At 60.2% G+C, this 17024-nt stretch carries 16 protein-coding genes; 9 read left to right on the top strand and 7 right to left on the bottom strand.

Features of this window, described 5'->3' with window-relative positions; all coding sequences use genetic code 11:
- Positions 1-76 precede the first annotated feature (76 nt).
- A complete protein-coding gene (locus tag M0412_RS09260) occupies positions 77-1234 on the bottom strand; it encodes a PA0069 family radical SAM protein (protein ID WP_269698576.1) in 1158 nt (385 codons plus the stop codon).
- A gap of 286 nt (positions 1235-1520) precedes the next feature.
- Between M0412_RS09260 and M0412_RS09255 the strand changes: the two genes are divergently transcribed.
- A complete protein-coding gene (locus tag M0412_RS09255) occupies positions 1521-2039 on the top strand; it encodes a glycosyltransferase family 2 protein (protein ID WP_269698575.1) in 519 nt (172 codons plus the stop codon).
- A 160-nt stretch (positions 2040-2199) separates the two neighbouring features.
- Positions 2200-3060: a glycoside hydrolase family 75 protein gene (locus M0412_RS09250; RefSeq protein WP_269698574.1), complete on the top strand. Its 861-nt coding sequence runs from the start codon at positions 2200-2202 to the stop codon at positions 3058-3060.
- A gap of 72 nt (positions 3061-3132) precedes the next feature.
- Here M0412_RS09250 and M0412_RS09245 read toward each other — a convergent pair whose 3' ends face one another.
- The 3 genes from M0412_RS09245 to M0412_RS09235 are packed head-to-tail and all read right to left on the bottom strand — an operon-like array spanning position 3133 to position 6267.
- Positions 3133-4569, bottom strand: a complete 1437-nt coding sequence (locus tag M0412_RS09245) for an FAD-binding oxidoreductase (protein ID WP_269698573.1) — start codon at positions 4567-4569, stop codon at positions 3133-3135.
- A 51-nt stretch (positions 4570-4620) separates the two neighbouring features.
- Positions 4621-5598 carry an L-threonylcarbamoyladenylate synthase gene (locus M0412_RS09240; protein WP_269698856.1) on the bottom strand — a complete coding sequence of 326 codons (978 nt, stop codon included), beginning with the start codon at positions 5596-5598 and terminating at the stop codon, positions 4621-4623.
- 60 nt (positions 5599-5658) lie between these two features.
- The gene (locus tag M0412_RS09235; RefSeq protein WP_269698572.1) at positions 5659-6267 is read right to left on the bottom strand and encodes a DUF6656 family protein; all 609 of its coding nucleotides are present in this window, start codon (positions 6265-6267) and stop codon (positions 5659-5661) included.
- Positions 6268-6599: 332 nt separating this feature from the next.
- Between M0412_RS09235 and M0412_RS09230 the strand changes: the two genes are divergently transcribed.
- From M0412_RS09230 to M0412_RS09215, 4 genes are all read left to right on the top strand, one after another.
- On the top strand, positions 6600-7844 hold the full coding sequence (locus M0412_RS09230) for an aromatic ring-hydroxylating dioxygenase subunit alpha (protein ID WP_142839199.1): 1245 nt from the start codon (positions 6600-6602) through the stop codon (positions 7842-7844).
- A gap of 7 nt (positions 7845-7851) precedes the next feature.
- Positions 7852-8934 carry a hybrid-cluster NAD(P)-dependent oxidoreductase gene (locus tag M0412_RS09225; RefSeq protein WP_142839200.1) on the top strand — a complete coding sequence of 361 codons (1083 nt, stop codon included), beginning with the start codon at positions 7852-7854 and terminating at the stop codon, positions 8932-8934.
- Between the two features lie 284 nt (positions 8935-9218).
- Complete coding sequence (locus M0412_RS09220) at positions 9219-9695, top strand: BA14K family protein (protein WP_142839201.1); 477 nt, start codon at positions 9219-9221, stop codon at positions 9693-9695.
- A 223-nt stretch (positions 9696-9918) separates the two neighbouring features.
- On the top strand, positions 9919-10440 hold the full coding sequence (locus M0412_RS09215) for a BA14K family protein (protein WP_142839202.1): 522 nt from the start codon (positions 9919-9921) through the stop codon (positions 10438-10440).
- Positions 10441-10497: 57 nt separating this feature from the next.
- Here the strand turns inward: M0412_RS09215 and M0412_RS09210 are convergent, their stop codons facing one another.
- Complete coding sequence (locus M0412_RS09210; RefSeq protein WP_142839203.1) at positions 10498-11493, bottom strand: transporter; 996 nt, start codon at positions 11491-11493, stop codon at positions 10498-10500.
- Positions 11494-11717: 224 nt separating this feature from the next.
- On the opposite strand from M0412_RS09210, the gene M0412_RS09205 reads away from it, so the two are divergent.
- From M0412_RS09205 to M0412_RS09195, 3 genes are all read left to right on the top strand, one after another.
- Complete coding sequence (locus tag M0412_RS09205) at positions 11718-13502, top strand: acyl-CoA dehydrogenase (protein WP_269698571.1); 1785 nt, start codon at positions 11718-11720, stop codon at positions 13500-13502.
- A 10-nt stretch (positions 13503-13512) separates the two neighbouring features.
- Positions 13513-14271 carry a crotonase/enoyl-CoA hydratase family protein gene (locus tag M0412_RS09200; RefSeq protein WP_142839205.1) on the top strand — a complete coding sequence of 253 codons (759 nt, stop codon included), beginning with the start codon at positions 13513-13515 and terminating at the stop codon, positions 14269-14271.
- A 291-nt stretch (positions 14272-14562) separates the two neighbouring features.
- A complete protein-coding gene (locus tag M0412_RS09195; protein WP_269698570.1) occupies positions 14563-14877 on the top strand; it encodes a hypothetical protein in 315 nt (104 codons plus the stop codon).
- A 10-nt stretch (positions 14878-14887) separates the two neighbouring features.
- Here the strand turns inward: M0412_RS09195 and M0412_RS09190 are convergent, their stop codons facing one another.
- Positions 14888-16138 carry a class I SAM-dependent RNA methyltransferase gene (locus tag M0412_RS09190; protein ID WP_269698569.1) on the bottom strand — a complete coding sequence of 417 codons (1251 nt, stop codon included), beginning with the start codon at positions 16136-16138 and terminating at the stop codon, positions 14888-14890.
- Positions 16135-16887, bottom strand: coding sequence for a TlyA family RNA methyltransferase (locus M0412_RS09185; protein WP_142839208.1), 753 nt, complete (start codon positions 16885-16887; stop codon positions 16135-16137). The genes M0412_RS09190 and M0412_RS09185 overlap by 4 nt, the downstream gene beginning before the upstream one ends.
- Positions 16888-17024: the final 137 nt, after the last annotated feature.

Below are 17024 nucleotides of genomic sequence, written 5' to 3'. Positions count from 1 at the left end.
TGTCGTGTTCCATCTGATATCGTCGCACCCGCTGTGTGATGCTTCGATCAGGCAGGATATTTTCAGCGTCTGTTTTTTAAAGCAGCGACAATTGGACCCCTGCGCCGCCCGGCGGCACGAAGAGATCGTCGCGCAGATGAATGCCGCGACGGATGAGGCCAAGCCGTTTCGTTGCCATTTCGAAACGCCTGCCAATTTGCCAGGCGTAAGGGCCGGCGCCCTTCATGCGTTTCCCGAACTCCGCATCATAATCCTTGCCGTCGCGCATGGAGCGCACCAGTGACATGACGTGACGATAGCGGTCCGGATAGTTGCGTAGCAGCCAGTCGCGGAAGAGCGGGCTCACCTCCAGCGGTAGGCGCAGCAGCACGTAAGATGCCTCGCTCGCACCGGCGGCCTTGCCGGCTTCCAGAATGCGTTCGATCTCATGATCGTTGAGTGCCGGAATGACGGGTGCCATCATCACGGCAACCGGAATGCCCGCCTCCGTCAGCGCCTTGACCGCTTCCAGCCGCTTCTCCGGGGTGGCGGCGCGTGGCTCCATGTTGCGCGAGAGCTTGCGATCCAGCGTCGTCACGGAAATGCCGACCTTGGCGAGACCCTTTTTGGCCATGGGGGCCAGAATGTCGATATCCCGCTTGATCAGCGCCGATTTGGTGACGATGGCGACGGGATGGTCGGCCTTGGCCAGCACTTCCAGTATCTGCCGCATGATGCGCCATTCACGCTCGATTGGCTGATAAGGATCGGTATTGGTGCCGATGGCGATCACCCGCGGCTTGTAGCCCGGTTTTGCCAGTTCTCTTTCCAGAAGTTTCGCCGCATCCGGCTTGGCAAACAGCTTCGATTCGAAATCCAGCCCGGCCGAAAGACCCATATAGCTGTGCGTAGGCCTTGCGAAACAATAGATGCAGCCATGTTCGCAGCCGCGATAGGGGTTGATGGAACGGTCGAACGGGATATCGGGCGATTCGTTGCGGGTGATGATGCTGCGCGGCTTTTCCACCTGCACCTCGGTGCGGAATTCGGGCATGTCTTCGAGTGTCTGCCAGCCATCGTCGAAAACTTCGCGCTGCAGGGCCTCGAAGCGTCCATCCGGATTGATCCCGGCGCCACGGCCACGACGACGGTCGATCTCGATCCGCAGGCCCGATGCATCGGCCAGCGCATTGGCAATATCTGGCATATGGCTCGGCTGGAAGGCAGCCTGCCCCGAAAGCGTATGGTTTCTCATCTGGATGCTCCCGGGCGCCGCGCGCCTGAAGGCCCGCCAAACACCCTAAACCGTTTCCGTTCGAACAGGCTTTCATCACCTCTTCGATGATTAAATTCCTAACGCAAAAATGAGAACAATACAAGAACAAAAATGCAGAACCAATATTTGTCCACATCCCGGCAGGGAAAGGTTGGGGGAGTTATTTCGCCGCGGGGCGGGGGGTGCCGATCCGCACCGGGAATGGCGGATTTTACCACGATGGGAATAGTGGCAATTAATTGTGCGATGCGTTAGAGCTATGCATATGTTGACAGTCATAATGGAATGCCGGGATCAGGAACCGGAGCTGGCGCATACCTTGTCTGCGCTTGTAACCGGTGCCGTGGAAGGGCTTGTAAGCGACGTGGTGATCCTCGATCACGGCTCGCGCGATGGATCGTCGCGTGTCGCCGATGCCGCCGGTTGCCGCTTTTATGGGCAATGGGACATTGAAGATGTCATGCGCTCTGCGCGCGGACAGTGGATATTGCTGGTGGAGCCAGGTGCGCGGCCGCAAAGCGGCTGGATTGAGGAAATACTGGAATATGTGACGGTATGTGCGGAGCCGGCGCGTTTTTCGCCCTCCCGTTACCACAAGCGCCCATTCTTCAGCCGAATCATGCGTCGTCCGCCGCCGCTGGAACATGGCTATCTGATGCCTAAGAAACATGCGGTGGCGATTGCGAAATCCGGCATGGGCCTGACGCAGTTCGTCCATGCGCAAAAGCCGCGTCGCCTGAATGCGGAACTGCTTCCTGCCTGGACCGCCCGGCCGTCGGGCTAACCCGCAATCCTGAAGCTGCTGGAAGAGTTATTCTGAAAAATTGAAGATTGAAACGGGCAGAAATGCCGGGGAGACACCCGATTCTGTCCCTGAATAAGACTGGACTCGACTTCTGCATGAATAAATGCAACCTATACATGTTTTGTAGGGGGAGGGTTGCATGTCATACGGATTTTTCAGGTCGAATTCTTCCAGGATGCACGCTGTTTTCTGCGCTGCCACACTATTGGCGCTGCCAACGACTGCCTTGTCTCAGGCCCTGTGTGGAACCGGAGGTGTCGTTTTTTCCACAAAGGAACTCAAGGTCGATGCCGATGGGGCGCCCAACTCTTATCTCGTGAATGGCGAGGGGCTGTCCTATACCTGCGATGGGCTGACTGCTGTCGGTTCAACGCCCGATACGGACCCTAGGGGATGGCAAAAAAAATGCCAGAATGCCTGGAAGAAAGCCGTTGCCACGGGTGATTATTCGAAGGTCAGGATATTTGGCTTTTCAAAGGATGATAACAATAAGCCGATAATTCAAAAGGCTGGCGATCCCTTGCCCGGCAAGGCTTTTATCACCGAAACATCTGTTTCGGTTCCCGATGGACCGGCGGGAACACAGAGGCATTGGGTCGATGCCACCGAAATTCCCTATGTTGTTTTGTCCAGCAGCTTCGTGAAGAAATATGGCGTGAAGGACGGTGATATCGCCGTGGTCTATCGCCCGGCGACCAAGCGCTTCGCTTACGGGGTTTATGGTGATGGCGGCAAGCTCGGTGAGGCTTCCGTGCGCTTCCACCAGGATATCGGCAACAATCCGCTGGTGAACAAGGGGGGCGTTCTGAGAGCGAAATCGGGCATTGCCGACCAACGCAAGAATAAAGATCCAATCCCGGTTATCACGGTGGTGTTTCCCGGAAAGACGTCCCATCCGACCGTTGACGCCCAAAAATGGCGGGCTGAAATTGCGGCAATGGGAAAAACGCATTTCGACAATTGGGGCGGCCTTCAGAAATTGATCGAATGCGCCCGTTAGTTTGAGCCGGCCCTGTCTTGACGCAAAGGGGGCGGCCAACAGCCGCCCGCAACAGTCTTCCCAATCACCCACCTAGCCGGCGGCAAGCACCTTGCCGGGGTTCATGATGCCGGCGGGGTCGAATGCGTGCTTGATACGGCGCATCAGGTCCATTTCGATACCGGGCCGAATGGCGGCCAACTCGTCGCGTTTCAGCTGGCCAATGCCATGTTCGGCGGAAATGGAGCCGCCGAGCGACAGAACGATACCGTGGACGATCTCGTTCATGTCCCGCCAGCGGCCGAGGAATTCGGCTTTGTCGGCACCCACCGGCTGGGAAATATTGTAATGGATGTTGCCGTCGCCAAGATGGCCGAAGGCGCAGACGCGGGCGCCGGGAATAGCGGCGATAACCGCCTTTTCCGCCGTCGCCATGAATTCCGGTATTTTCGAGACCGGCACTGAAACGTCATGCTTGATCGAGCCACCTTCCGGCTTTTGCGCATCCGACATGCTTTCACGCATGTGCCACAGCGCCTGCCGCTGGGCTTCTGACGCGGCAATCACCGCATCTGCAACCAGCCCGGCCTCAAAACCGCGCTCCAGCAGCGATTGCATCATCGTCTCGGCTGTCTCCGCCGAATCGGAGGTGGAGATATCGATGAGCGCGTACCATTCATGCGGCGTCTGCAGCGGGTCGCGCACGCCGGGAATATGTCTGGTGGTGAATTCGACGCCGATGCGCGGCATCAGTTCGAAACCGGTCAGCGCCGTGCCGCAGAGGTTCGAGGCCATTTCGAACAGCTTCAATGCGTCTTCGGTGGAGCCGAGCCCGGCAAACGCCACCTGATGACCGAGCGGCTTCGGGAACAGCTTCAGCACCGCGCCGGTGATGACGCCAAGCGTGCCTTCCGAGCCGATGAAGAGATCGCGCAGGTCGTAACCCGTATTGTCTTTTTTCAGCCGGCGCAGCCCGTTCCAGATCTCACCGGTCGGCAGAACGACCTCAAGCCCGAGGCAGAGCTGGCGCATATTGCCATAGGCAAGCACCGCCGTGCCGCCGGCATTGGTGGCGAGATTGCCGCCGATGCGGCAGGAGCCTTGTGAGCCGAGTGACAGCGGGAACATCCGTTCCACCGTCTCCGCTGCCTTATGGATGTCATCGAGAATGCAGCCGGCATCGGCGACGATGACATTGGCGACCGGATCAATATCGCGGATGCGGTTCATGCGCTCCAGCGACAGGATGATGTCGGTGCCTTCGGACCGGGGCGTCTGGCCGCCGACAAGCCCGGTATTGCCGGTCTGCGGCACGATGGGGGTGCCGCTCTCGCTCGCGAGCTTCAGGATGGCGGCAACTTCTTCAACCGAACCGGGCTTGATGAGCAGCGGCGAGGCGCCGCGATAAAGCCCGCGATTTTCCACCAGACGCAGCGCCATTTCCACCGGGTCGCGCACCGCATTTTTATCACCGACAATGGCGGTGAAGCGGTCGAGTATGTCGGAGGAGGGAATGGCGGTGGTCGTCATGGGCGGCGTCTCGCTGTCGTTTGAAACATGGGCGAAAGGGGTTGAGTGGCGTCAGCCTCTCGGTGCGGCGGCGCGGGAAAGGCGGTCATTGATCGCCTCTCCGAGACCATGCATGGGAATGACGGTGATGGCGATGGTCTTTGCGCCGGTCGCATCGGCGGCTTTCAGATAATCGAACAGATTGGCGGCGGCCTCGGCAAGATTGCCGGTGGGGCTGAGATCGAAAACGGCGCGGGCCGCTTCCTCACCTTTAGTGGCGACACTGCCGAAACGGATCAGCGCTTCGCCCGGTAAAACAGATGTGGCGCCGAGGCGCACGGATGCACCGGGCGCATAATGCGACGCCAGCATTCCGGGCGCTTCAATGGCGGCGGAGGCTTTTTCGGGCCGCTCCAGCCGCAGGCCGGCAACGCGCTCTATGTCCTCGGTAACGATGCCGCCGGGGCGAAGCAGCCGCACGCGGCCATCCTCTTCCACCTTGACGATGGTGGATTCGACGCCGACCGAAGCGGCCCCGCCATCAAGAATGAGACTGATCTTCTGGCCGAGATCGGCCTCCACATGGGCGGCACTTGTCGGGCTGATCTTGCCGGAACTATTGGCGCTGGGGGCAGCCAGCGGTCTGTCGAACCGGCGGATCAGGTCGCCGGCAAAACCCTGCGGCACCCGGATGCCGACCGTATCAAGCCCGGCCGTCGCCAGCGAATGAATGCCGCTTTCCGGTTTCAGCGGCAGAACCAGCGTCAGCGGGCCGGGCCAGAAGGCCTGCGCAAGCTTCAGCGAAATGGGGTCGAAGACCGCATAACGCTCCGCCATGGCAATGTCGGCTATATGGCAGATCAACGGATTGAACTGCGGCCGGCCTTTCGTCTCGTAAATGCGGGTGATGGCCGCCGGATTGGTGGCGTCGGCGGCAAGGCCATAGACGGTTTCCGTCGGCAGGGCGATCGGCTGGCCGTCCGCAAGCTCCGCCACGGCTGCCTGCAACGCGGTTTCCCGCTCGTTTTCGATGTTGATATGACGCGCCATGATGCTGCCTTTCAGCGCGCTCAATAGCGTATTTCTGGCCGGGATGGAAAGCGCTATCGTTTATATCGCCTTGATGATCCTGCGCATCTCTTCCGAGCGCGCGCCGAGCAGCAGCACATTTTTCAGCGCCACGCGCGGATCATGGGTCTGGAACAGCAGGCCACCGCGATGGAAGGAGGTATCGACGGTGAATTCCTTATCCGGAAGCGCATTGATGGCGACGGCAAAATACATCCGCGAATAACGCGCATCGATATTTTCGAAGAAGTTCTCGGCACCGCTCAGCTCGGCGAAAAAATTCGCGAAATAGAAGGACCAGAGCACGTGGCGTTCGGCGTCGAAGCTGGTTTTCGCCGCCGTGACATGACAATAGCCGAGATGTGGCCGGTCGTTGAGCAGATGGTGGGAGACCATCTTGGGAAAACGGATGGACTGGTGAAAGGTGTTGAGGCGGTTATGGGTGGCATCGGCGGCGGCTTCCAGCTTGCGCCCGGTCATCGCCGCCACCTCCTCGTGGCTGTAATAGACACGCTCCCTCGGCAACCAGCGTTCTTCATAACGGCTGATCCGGCCCGTGCGCAGGAAATCCGAATGCGCGGTCTTCGACCGTATCGGCATGATCGAATGTCTGGCCGCATCGAAATAACGTATGCGTGTCGCCTTCTCCACCAGGAACGCCCTCGTTGCTGTCGATGCGGCAAGATAATTTAGTTCGCGTTAATACTCCGTTGCGTCGCACCCCCTGTTTTCTGACGGGTGGACAGGCAATCGCGCTGTATCATGCGTCATATTGCGACGTGGTTTTTCTCACCGAGTAGCTGCCGGATTTCGCAGCGGAATGGGCTGTGACAGGCATTTGCGGATGTCGCAATTTGTCGCCAATGCGGAAGCCGATGTCGCTGTCTGTGCTGCTGCAAATGACCGCCGGTGTTTAGATGTGATCATGCTTCCGCAGCCCGGTAAATGGTGCCGGGCAGGGCGGTTTGATCGAGGATTTGGCCATGGAATTGCGTGATACCGTATTGCGCCAGCTGAAGAACCGCCGCGAAGGTTTCAGCCTGGAACAGCCCTTCTACACGGACCAGGATTATTTCAAGCTGGATATGGAAACCATCTGGTATCGCGACTGGCTGTTTGTCGGCCATGATTGCGAAGTGCCCAAATCCGGCAATTATTTCACCGTGCAGGTCGGCTCCTATTCCGTCGTCATCGTCCGTGGACGCGACGGTGAGATACGTGCCCTTCACAATTCCTGTCGCCACCGCGGCTCCCGCGTCTGCTCCGCCCACAAAGGCCAGTCCGCCCGTCTCGTCTGTCCCTATCACCAGTGGACCTACGATCTCGACGGCAAGCTTTTGTTCGCGCGTCATATGGGCGAGGAGTTCGACAAGGCGGAATTCGGCCTGAAGCCGGTCGCCTGCGAGACCGTTGCCGGTTACGTCTTCATCTGCCTTGCCGACCAGCCGGCGGATTTCGCGCCCATGCGGGCCGAAGTCGAAAGCTACATGGCCCCGCACCGCATCTGGGAAGCCAAGGTCGCGCATGAAAGCACCATCATCGAAAAGGGCAACTGGAAGCTCGTCTGGGAAAACAACCGCGAGTGCTACCACTGCGCCGCCAACCACCCGGAACTCTGCCGCACCTATCCTGAAAACCCGAGCGTGACGGGAACGGATGGCGGTGCCAGCGACCCCGAAATCGGCGGCCACTGGGCGCGCTGCGAGGCCGCCGGCCTGCCAAGCCGTTTCAAGATCGATCCGCAGGGCCAGTTCCGTGTCGCCCGCATGCCGCTGATCGGCGAAGCGGAAAGCTACACCATGTCGGGCAAGCGCGCCGTGCGCCGGCCGCTGTCGGAAGATGTCAGCATCAGCCATATCGGCGCGTTGCTGCTGTTCCATTATCCGACGACCTGGAACCACTTCCTTGGCGACCACACCATTTCCTTCCGGGTGCTGCCGCTCAATGCCAATGAGACCATGGTCACCACCAAATGGCTGGTGCACAAGGATGCGGTGGAAGGCGTGGATTACGATCTGGAAGACCTGACCCACGTCTGGAACGAAACCAACGATCAGGACCGCCGCATCGTCGAGGAAAATGCCTTCGGCATCCGTTCGCCTGCGTACCAGCCCGGCCCCTATTCCATGGAAGACGAGGGCGGTGTGATGCAGTTCGTCAACTGGTATTCCGATTTCATGATCGACCGGCTTTCCGGCGACAAGGCCCGGCTTTCGGCAGTAGCGTGATGCGAAGATGAATATGGTTGTGACCTACAAGCACATAGACGAGATGAAGCCGTGGAGCGACAAGCTCCAGCTGCTGGAGTGCATTTCGGTGACACCCGAAACGCAGGATGTGATGACGTTCCTGTTCCGCTCCGAGGACCAGAACTGGTTCCGGTATCTGCCGGGTCAGTTCGTCACGCTGGAACTGCCGGTGGGCAAGGAGCCGCTTTATCGCACCTATACACTCTCCTCCAGCCCGTCACGGCCCTATGCGCTTTCGGTCACGGTAAAGGCGCAGGCCAACAGCATCGGCACGCGCTGGATGTTCGACAATCTGAAGCCCGGCATGAAAATCCGGGCGCTCGGACCGCTCGGCGATTTCTCCTATGTGCGGCACCCCGGTGACAAATATCTGTTCATCTCGGCAGGCTCCGGCGTCACGCCGATGATGTCGATGGTGCGCGACATGAGCGACCGTGCGCCGCAAAGCGATATCGCCTTCATCAACTGCTCGCGCTCGCCGTCCGATATCGTCTTCCGCCACGAGCTGGAATATCTCGCCCGCTTCATGCCAAACCTGTCTCTCGGCTTTATTGTCGAGAAATGCGGTCGCACCGATCTGTGGTCCGGGCTCAAAGGCATGGTCGACAAGGCCAAGATCGCGCTGCTCGCGCATGACTTCATGGAGCGCACCGTCTTCTGCTGCGGGCCGGAGCCGTTCATGGCCGCCGTCCGCTCCATGCTCGATGCGTCCGGCTTCGACATGAGCCGTTACCATCAGGAAAGCTTTTCGCCCGCCGCCCCGGTCACGGTCGGCGAGAGCGTTCTCACCGATGTGGATGGCGAAGCGCTGTCGATGGTGGGCTTTACGCTGTCCGGAAAAGAGATGGCCTGCCAGCCCGGCCAGACGGTACTGATGACGGCGCGTGCTGCCGGTGTGCGCATCGGGGCTGCCTGCGAATCGGGTATCTGCGGCACCTGCCGGGTGCTGAAATTGTCCGGCGAGGTGGAGATGAACCACAATGGCGGCATTCTCGATGACGAGATCGAGGAGGGTTATATTCTCGCCTGCTGTTCGCGGCCTTTGACCGATGTGAAGGTGGAAGCCTGACGAAGGCGTTCCCCGGAAGTGCCGTTGGTTCCGGGGAAAAAGGCCTGCGTAAAAACAAACATCTAGGTCGTTCTGGCGCGTCGCGGAAAAGCCAGGGCGATCTGGCGGACGCGTCGTCCTTGCCATCTTCTCCGGATGGTTGTCATGGAACCAAATCTCCCTAAACTCGTTTGCACGTCATCGAATTCTTTTCGGGTGTAGAAACGGGGCTTACCCTTATCTCCGACAAGAGCGCGTGGGTGAAAAGGCGCGGTCCAACGCGCTGAAGCAAACGGAGGAAGATCATGATGAATTTCCGGACAACGAGCGTCGCAACGGCGATGATCGTGTTCCTCACAAGCTTTACGCCATCGCAGGCGTTCCAGGTGCCTGTTCCGATGCCGAAGCCGGTGGTTTCGACTGACAATGTCGTGCCGGTTCAGTATCGTGAATGGGACCGCAGATATGACCGTCGTTATGACCGCAGGCACGGCGACCGTATGTATCGCCCGCGCCCGCCGCGCGACGGCTATTATAACGGTCACCGCGGTTATCGTGATCGCCGTCCGGGCTACCGATATCATAATGGCTACTGGTTCCCGCTGGCAGCCTTTGCGGCCGGTGCGATCATCGGCGGTGCCGTTCAGCAGCCGCGCCCGGCCTATGGCGGCAGCCATGTCTCCTGGTGCCAGAACCGCTGGCGTTCGTATCGCGCTTACGACAACACCTATCAGCCGAACAGCGGTCCGCGCCGCATATGCGTATCGCCTTACAGCCGCTGACAGGATTTTCGAAAGCCCGGATTTTTATCCGGGCTTTTGTTTTCCGGGCCGCCGGATTGGGTAAACGAAGCGTGATTGGGTCGTTAATGCTGGGTTCAGGCGAAACCGCCTAGCCTGCAACCTGAAATGTTTAAGCCAGACTGAAAACTGGCCGAGTGAGAAGAAAAAACTGCTATTATTCACGTAGAGCGGCCTGTTGACCGTCGTGAATGGAGGAAGTCAGATGAGAAACTATATGAAGAATATCTTGGCTGTCGGTCTTTCTGCGATCGTGGTTGCAGGAGCGATCGTTCCCGCAGAAGCGGCAATGCCGTTGCCGATGGCACCGAAAAGTGTCGAGGCTACCGGCAACGACGCCGGCAATATCGTCAATGTGCAATATTGGCGCGATCGTGACGGTCGTGGCTGGGGCGGCGAACGTCGCGGCTGGTATGGCGGCCATCGCGGTTATCGCGATTATCGCCCGGGCTATCGTCACCATGACGGTTACTGGTTCCCGCTCGCAGCCTTTGCGACGGGTGCAATCATCGGCGGCGCCCTGTCGCAGCCGCGTGAAGTCTACCGTCCGGTGCCGGAATATCGTCCGCGCCCGGTCTATCGCGAATATCGCCCGGTCCGCCGCGGCGGCATGAGCCAGGCGCATGTGAACTGGTGCTATGGCCGTTATCGTTCCTACGATGCCTATAGCAACACGTTCCAGCCTTACCATGGCCCGCGCCAGCCCTGCTATTCGCCTTACAGCTGATAGAATGCCAGGCTGAAATTGACAGAGCCGTCCGGTCATCACCGGGCGGCTTTTTTATTACAAGATCCGTGCCCGTTTGAGCACGAACCAGGCAAGCACGACCGAAATCACGATAAAGACGCCGGCCGACAACGTGCCGCCGGTGCCGACTGTAAACGGCAGCTCATCCGTATTCATCCCGAAAAAGCCTGTCACCAGCGATGGCGGCAGCAGGAAGGCCGTCATCAGCGACAATATGTAAAGGTGCCGGTTGGTTTCGGACGAAAGTTTGGAATCGATTTCTTCGTGCAGCAGCCGTGCGCGTTCCTGCAGGGCATAGACGTCGTGATCCACCGCTTCGAGGCGACCCATCAGGCGTGAGGCGACATCTTCGAAACCGTCAGGCATCTCGTCCTCATCGACGGCCGAAGCGCGTCGCATCAGGGTGAGAACGGTGCGCAAATGCCGGTGCAGGCGAACCACCGTGCGGCGCAGTGGCGCAAGCCGCCGCCGCTCGTCACGGTTTTCGCTGTCATAGACCAGATCTTCGATGGCGTTCAGTTCTTCCGTCGTCTCCATCACCAGATTGATGAGCGAGCGCTGGAATTCCGCCACCAGCCCCTCGAACACATGCGATGGCGTGAGATAGCGGTTGGAATTCTTGTCGACCGCCGCTTTCAGCCGATCCACCGAATGCAGCGGCTGCAGGCGGGTGGTGATGATGAAACGGTCGCTCACCGCAAAATGCAGCCAGCCGAAATCCCGTGTTTCCTTGTCGAATTCCCGCTGGAAATCGACCAGCGTGCCATAGAGCGATTTTTCGTCGACCACGATGGAAGGGTGCGTCTCATGGGTGGTGAGGCTTGCCCGCGCCGCCGGGTCGAGACCGTCGATGGTTTCGAGAAAAGCCGCTACGCGCTGGTCGGCGAGATTGAGATGCAGCCAGAAGAAACCTTCGCACTCGGCCACCTCGTGAAAGCGCGCATCGGCCGCCAGCCGGCGGCACGGGGCTGTGCCGGGGTGGAACTGATAGGCCCAGACAAGGCCGGGAATATTGGGCGTTATGAGATCCATCGTGGCAGTCCTGACCGGCTGGATGGGAGGAGGGAAGGCGTCTGTCGTTCTGGTGCGGCAGCGGCAGTGGCGGCACGGCGCCTTTCAGCGCATGCTGAGCAAATTCATATGACAGTTTTATAACAATCCCGCTGAAATGCTGGGAATTTTCAAATTGACGTTTACGTAAAAATCATTTAGCCCGAAGGCAGTAGCAGGATACAAAAGCTTCGGGAGGAGGCAGCATGTATAGCGCGCCGGTGGATGATATCGCCTTCACACTCAAACATGTAGCGGGTCTTGAAGACGCGCTGGCAAAGGGTGTGCTGGGGGATCTCGGTGAAGATCTGGTGGATGCCATTCTGCAGGAAGCCGGCCGTTTCGCCACGGAACAGGTCGCCCCGCTCGCCGATATTGGCGACCGCCAGGGCGCGAAGCTTGCCGACGGCAAGGTCACGACGCCGGATGGCTGGGCCGATCTTTACCGCCGCTGGGCGGAAGCCGGCTGGAACAGCCTGACGGCGCCTGAGGAATTCGGCGGTCAGAACCTGCCGCATATGCTGAATGTTGCAGCCCTCGAAATGTGGAACTCCGGCTCCATGGCGTTCGCACTGGCGCCAACGCTGACCATGGGCGCGGTGGAAGCCATCGTCACCCACGGCAGCAATGATCTGAAACGCACCTATCTTCCCAAGCTCGTTTCCGGCGAATGGACCGGCACGATGAACCTGACCGAACCGCATGCGGGATCGGACCTTGGCGTGTTGAAGAGCCGGGCGGAGCGCAATGGTGACGGCACCTACCGTATCTTCGGGCAGAAGATTTTCATCACCTGGGGTGAACACGACGCGGCTGATAATATCATCCACCTCGTTCTTGCCCGCCTGCCGGATGCGCCGGCCGGAACGCGTGGCATTTCGCTGTTCCTCGTGCCGAAATTCCTGCCCGATGAAAACGGTGCGCCGGGCAGCCGCAACGACCTTTTTTGCCATTCGCTGGAACACAAGCTCGGCATTCACGGCTCGCCCACCTGCACGATGATCTTCGGCGACGGCAGGTTTGGTGAAGAAAAAGGCGCTCTGGGTTGGCTGATCGGCGAGGAGAACAAGGGCCTCGCCTGCATGTTCACCATGATGAACAACGCCCGCCTCGCCGTCGGCATGCAGGGCGTGGCGATCTGCGAAGCGGCGACCCAGAAGGCGATCGAATACGCCAGAGAACGCACGCAGGGCAAGGCGCCCGGCTGGCAGGGTTCCGGCATGAGCCCGATCATCGAGCATCCTGATATCGCCAGAACGCTTTTGACGATGAAGGCGCTGACTCAAGGGTCGCGGGCGATTTCCTTCAGCTGCGCCCATGCCATCGACATGGCGCATGCCAGCGAAGACGCCCGGCAGCGCTCTCACTGGCAGGAGCGCGCTGCCCTTTTGACGCCGATCGCCAAGTCCTTTTCCACCGATGCCGGTGTGGATGTGGCCTCCATGGGCATTCAGGTACATGGCGGCATGGGCTTCATCGAAGAGACGGGCGCGGCGCGTTATCTGCGTGATGCCCGCATTGCCCCGATCTACGAAGGCACCAATGGCATACAGGCCATCGATCTGGTGCTGCGCAAGCTGCCGCTTTCCGATGGCGCGCAGGTGCGCGGTTTCATCGGCGAATTGCGCGAGATCGCTGCCCGGACAGCCACTTCCAACCGTGATGATCTGGGCGAGACCGCCGGTTATCTCGACGCCAGCCTCAACGATCTGGAAACGACAACCGACTGGCTGCTGGATCGCATCAAGGCCGGCGAAACCGAAACCGCACTCGCCGGCGCGACGCCCTATCAACGTCTCTTCGGTCTGGCGCTGACAGGCGCCTATCTCGCCAAGGGCGCATTGGCCTCCGTCGATGATGGCAGGGGCGCACATCGCGCCGCACTTTGCCGTTTTGCGGCGGAAAACCTGCTGGCGGAAACGGCGGCGCTGAAGGATCGCGTTATATCAGGCGCGGCAAGCCTTGCCGCAGCCCGCACCGTATTGGCCTGAGGAGGTTCAGATGTCGGACGATCATATTCTTGTCGAGCGGGTCGGTCATGCGCCTGACGTTCTGACCATCCGCTTCAACCGGCCGGAAAAGAAAAACGCCATCACCGATGCGATGTATCTGCGTATGGCACAGGCGCTGCAGGCCGCCAATGACGACCCGGAGATTCGCGTCGTTGCCTTTCTTGGCACGGAAGGCTGTTTCTCTGCCGGCAACGACATGGCCGATTTCCTTGCCTTCGCCATGTCGGGCGGGAAGGGCAAGCTCGCCGCACTCGAGTTTCTCAAAGCACTCGTCGCCTTCGACAAACCGCTGGTATCCGGTGTGGACGGCCTTGCCATCGGCATCGGCACGACACTGAACCTGCATTGTGATCTGACGGTCGCCTCCACACGCAGCCTGTTCAAGACCCCGTTCGTGGATCTGGCACTGGTGCCGGAAGCGGCCTCCAGCCTGCTCGTGCCGAAGCTTGTCGGTCACCAGCGCGCCTTTGCGCTGCTTGCCATGGGTGAGGGATTCTCGGCTGAGCAGGCAGTGCAGGCTGGCCTGATCTGGAAAGTCGTCGCCCCCGAGCATGTGGAGAGCGAAACGCTGGCGCTTGCCACCCGGCTTGCGGCCAAACCGCAGCAGGCGCTGAAGATCGCCCGCGATCTGGTTCGCGGCAACCCGGCCGATATTCTCGCCCGCATCGAAGAGGAAGGCCGCCATTTCATCGCGCAGTTGCAGAGTGCCGAAGCCCGCGCCGCCTTCGAGGCATTCATGCGCCGCTAGTCGTTTCGGGGGGCTTGGGACGGTTGCTCACCGCCTGGGAGCGCGCCGCTTGTTTCTTCTCCCCGCCGGGGAGAAGTCCGCGGCAGCGGGATGAGGGGGCAAGCTCCCCGAAATCCGGCAACGTCGCCCCCTCATCCGACCCTTCGGGCCACCTTCTCCCCGCCGGGGAGAAGAAACTTGCGGCATCGTTAGGCGCTGGAAGCCGCTGTGCTTGTGAATACGGATTATGTATGGTCCATCAAATCGGTCCGGAAAACGGATCGCACCAACTCTCCGTCCGAAGGCACCCGCATGCGCCACCTGGTTTTCGCCCTGTCCGTCTTTCTTTCCGCCGCAACCGTTGCAGAGGCAGCAGCGATCACGCGCTTGCCGGTTTCGGGCAGCAACATCATTCTGGCGCAGTCAAGCGATGACGACAGCCCGGACTATAATTCCGGCAACAGCCGCAGTCACCAGCGCCGCGCGCGCTTCGTCTGCGTCATCACCCCGCCGGAAAGCGCCAATCGCCGCCGCCCGTATATCTGCCCGATCGAGCAGGGTCGGGTTGGCGGTGCCTGCCGCTGCTCGGGCGTGGTCGGCAACGGCACCGTCGATACCGCCTGGTGATTATTCCTGATTATTTCTCCAGCACCGCCACCGCTTCCACATGCGGCGACCAGAGGAACTGGTCAACAGGTGTGACGCGGGTAACGCGATAGCCGCCCTCGACCAGTAGCGCCAGATCGCGCGCCAGCGTTAGCGGATTGCAGCTGACGGCAACGATTTTCTTCACCGTGCTGCGGGCCAGTTCCTTGCACTGGACTTCCGCCCCGGCGCGCGGCGGATCGAACACGACCGCGTCGTAGTTCTTCAATTCGCTGGTCATCAACGGCCGGCGGAAAAGATCGCGTTTTTCGACGCTGACCGGTTTGAGGCCCTGCGTGTTGCGGGCGGCGAAATCCAATGCCTTCAGCGCCTTGTCTTCGGCTTCCACCGCATGCACCTTGCCGATGCGCGCCAGTCTGAGCGCAAATGTACCGGAACCGCAGAAGAGATCGGCAATGCGTTTGGATTTGCCGATATGGGCAAGCACCAGTTCCGCCATGGCGTCTTCGGCCTGTTTCGTTGCCTGCGTGAAACCGCCGGCGGGCGGTGAGACCGGAACGCCGCCGAATTCGATGATCGGTTTTTGCGGTTCGATCAGGATTTCACCCGACAGCGAGACACGCGCGATGCCGCGCATGGCAAGCACCGTTTCCGTCAGCGTCCGCCGCTGCTTGTCGTTGACCGACTTGATACCCTCGACGGAAATATCCAGACCGGAAAGCGTTTCGAGAACGGTCATGCGGAACGGCTCGGCATTCGCCGTCATCGAAAGCCCGATGGCTCTGATAGCATCGAGGCGCGAGACGATGCCGGGCGAGGTGACGGGACATTCCTCGATGGCGACGATGTGGTGGCTGCTCGCCTGGCTGAAACCCAGCAGCAGACCCTTTTCCGTCCTGCGGGCGGCAAACACCGCGCGGCGGCGCTCGCCGGGGCGACAGATGACGAGATCATCCACATCAGGTGTCAGGCCCTTCGATTTCAGTGCCGAAACCACCAGCTCCCGCTTGAAGGCGTGGTAGGGCTGGTCGGCCAGATGCTGCAGCGAACAGCCGCCGCAGGTGCCGTTGGCGCCTTCAGGGCCGAAGTGACGGCAGACGGGGTCGCGGCGATCCGCCGAGGCTTCCGCAATCGACATGACCGTGCCGTGGTCCTTCACTTTGGCGATGGCCACCGTCTCGCCGGGTAGGGCGAAGGGCACATAGACCGGGCCGTCGGGACAGTGCGCGATACCGTCGCCCTGTGCACCAAGGCTCTTGATGGTCACGGTCTGGGTGCTCATGGCTTTTCGCCTCCGAGAAGAAATTCGATATTGCCGTCGCCGCCGGAAATCGGCGAAGGAATAAGCCCGAGGCTTTTCCAGCCCATGTCTTCGACGAGCCAGCGTTCCAGCTCGGCAGCAACTGCGGGCGCGGTTTCCGGCTCCTTCAGAAGCCCGGCCTTGCTGATGGCATCACGCCCCGCTTCGAATTGCGGCTTGACCAGCAGGATAGCCAGAGCACCCGGCTCCGCAAGCTCAAGTGCCGGGGCAAGCGCAAGCTTCAGCGAAATGAAGGAGACGTCGGAAACGATGAAGCCGATGGGCCGGTCATCGATATCGTCAGTGGTGAGGAACCGCGCATTCAGCCCTTCCAGGCTGGTGACGCGCGGGTCGTTCTCGATCCTTGGATGGATCTGCCCGTGGCCGACATCGATGGCGACGACATGTTCCGCGCCGCGATGAAGCAGAACCTCGGTGAAACCGCCGGTGGATGCGCCGACATCGAGACACTCAAGGCCCTTCGGATCGAGCTTGAAATGATCGAGCGCGGCCGCAAGTTTAAGGGCAGCGCGGGAGACGTAGGCCTGCGCCGGATCGGTAATCGTGATCTTGACGTTTGCAGCGACGGTCTGGCTCGGTTTGGTGACGATTTTGCCGTTCACGCTCACGGTGCCGCGCGAAACCGCGTCGCGCGCACGCGAGCGGCTGGCAAAGTGGCCGAGCGACACAAGAAGCTGGTCAAGCCGTTCATTTTCAGATGTTTTGGACATGGTCCCGTTCAATGACCGCCAAACCCCGCCGATGCAAGCGATTTATCACGGAAACGGCCCCGAATGCCGCTGCCCCCGGCCATGTTTGTGTTGCACCGCAAAGTCAGAATGTTCGATTAATCCAATATAAAGGCTTG

The sequence above is a fragment of the Agrobacterium sp. O3.4 genome, from assembly GCF_041414895.1.
Lineage (GTDB): Bacteria > Pseudomonadota > Alphaproteobacteria > Rhizobiales > Rhizobiaceae > Agrobacterium > Agrobacterium cucumeris.
The sequence above is the reverse complement of the archived record's forward strand: the minus strand, read 5'-3'. Positions and strand labels throughout refer to the sequence as shown.

What these genes read in the sequence shown, in the direction of transcription:
- M0412_RS09260 (WP_269698576.1), bottom strand. Translation starts at nt 1,234, where the DNA reads ATGAGAAACCATACGCTTTCGGGGCAGGCTGCCTTCCAGCCGAGCCAT.
- M0412_RS09255 (WP_269698575.1), top strand. Translation starts at nt 1,521, where the DNA reads ATGTTGACAGTCATAATGGAATGCCGGGATCAGGAACCGGAGCTGGCG.
- M0412_RS09250 (WP_269698574.1), top strand. Translation starts at nt 2,200, where the DNA reads ATGTCATACGGATTTTTCAGGTCGAATTCTTCCAGGATGCACGCTGTT.
- M0412_RS09245 (WP_269698573.1), bottom strand. Translation starts at nt 4,569, where the DNA reads ATGACGACCACCGCCATTCCCTCCTCCGACATACTCGACCGCTTCACC.
- M0412_RS09240 (WP_269698856.1), bottom strand. Translation starts at nt 5,598, where the DNA reads ATGGCGCGTCATATCAACATCGAAAACGAGCGGGAAACCGCGTTGCAG.
- M0412_RS09230 (WP_142839199.1), top strand. Translation starts at nt 6,600, where the DNA reads ATGGAATTGCGTGATACCGTATTGCGCCAGCTGAAGAACCGCCGCGAA.
- M0412_RS09225 (WP_142839200.1), top strand. Translation starts at nt 7,852, where the DNA reads ATGAATATGGTTGTGACCTACAAGCACATAGACGAGATGAAGCCGTGG.
- M0412_RS09220 (WP_142839201.1), top strand. Translation starts at nt 9,219, where the DNA reads ATGATGAATTTCCGGACAACGAGCGTCGCAACGGCGATGATCGTGTTC.
- M0412_RS09215 (WP_142839202.1), top strand. Translation starts at nt 9,919, where the DNA reads ATGAGAAACTATATGAAGAATATCTTGGCTGTCGGTCTTTCTGCGATC.
- M0412_RS09210 (WP_142839203.1), bottom strand. Translation starts at nt 11,493, where the DNA reads ATGGATCTCATAACGCCCAATATTCCCGGCCTTGTCTGGGCCTATCAG.
- M0412_RS09205 (WP_269698571.1), top strand. Translation starts at nt 11,718, where the DNA reads ATGTATAGCGCGCCGGTGGATGATATCGCCTTCACACTCAAACATGTA.
- M0412_RS09200 (WP_142839205.1), top strand. Translation starts at nt 13,513, where the DNA reads ATGTCGGACGATCATATTCTTGTCGAGCGGGTCGGTCATGCGCCTGAC.
- M0412_RS09195 (WP_269698570.1), top strand. Translation starts at nt 14,563, where the DNA reads ATGCGCCACCTGGTTTTCGCCCTGTCCGTCTTTCTTTCCGCCGCAACC.
- M0412_RS09190 (WP_269698569.1), bottom strand. Translation starts at nt 16,138, where the DNA reads ATGAGCACCCAGACCGTGACCATCAAGAGCCTTGGTGCACAGGGCGAC.
- M0412_RS09185 (WP_142839208.1), bottom strand. Translation starts at nt 16,887, where the DNA reads ATGTCCAAAACATCTGAAAATGAACGGCTTGACCAGCTTCTTGTGTCG.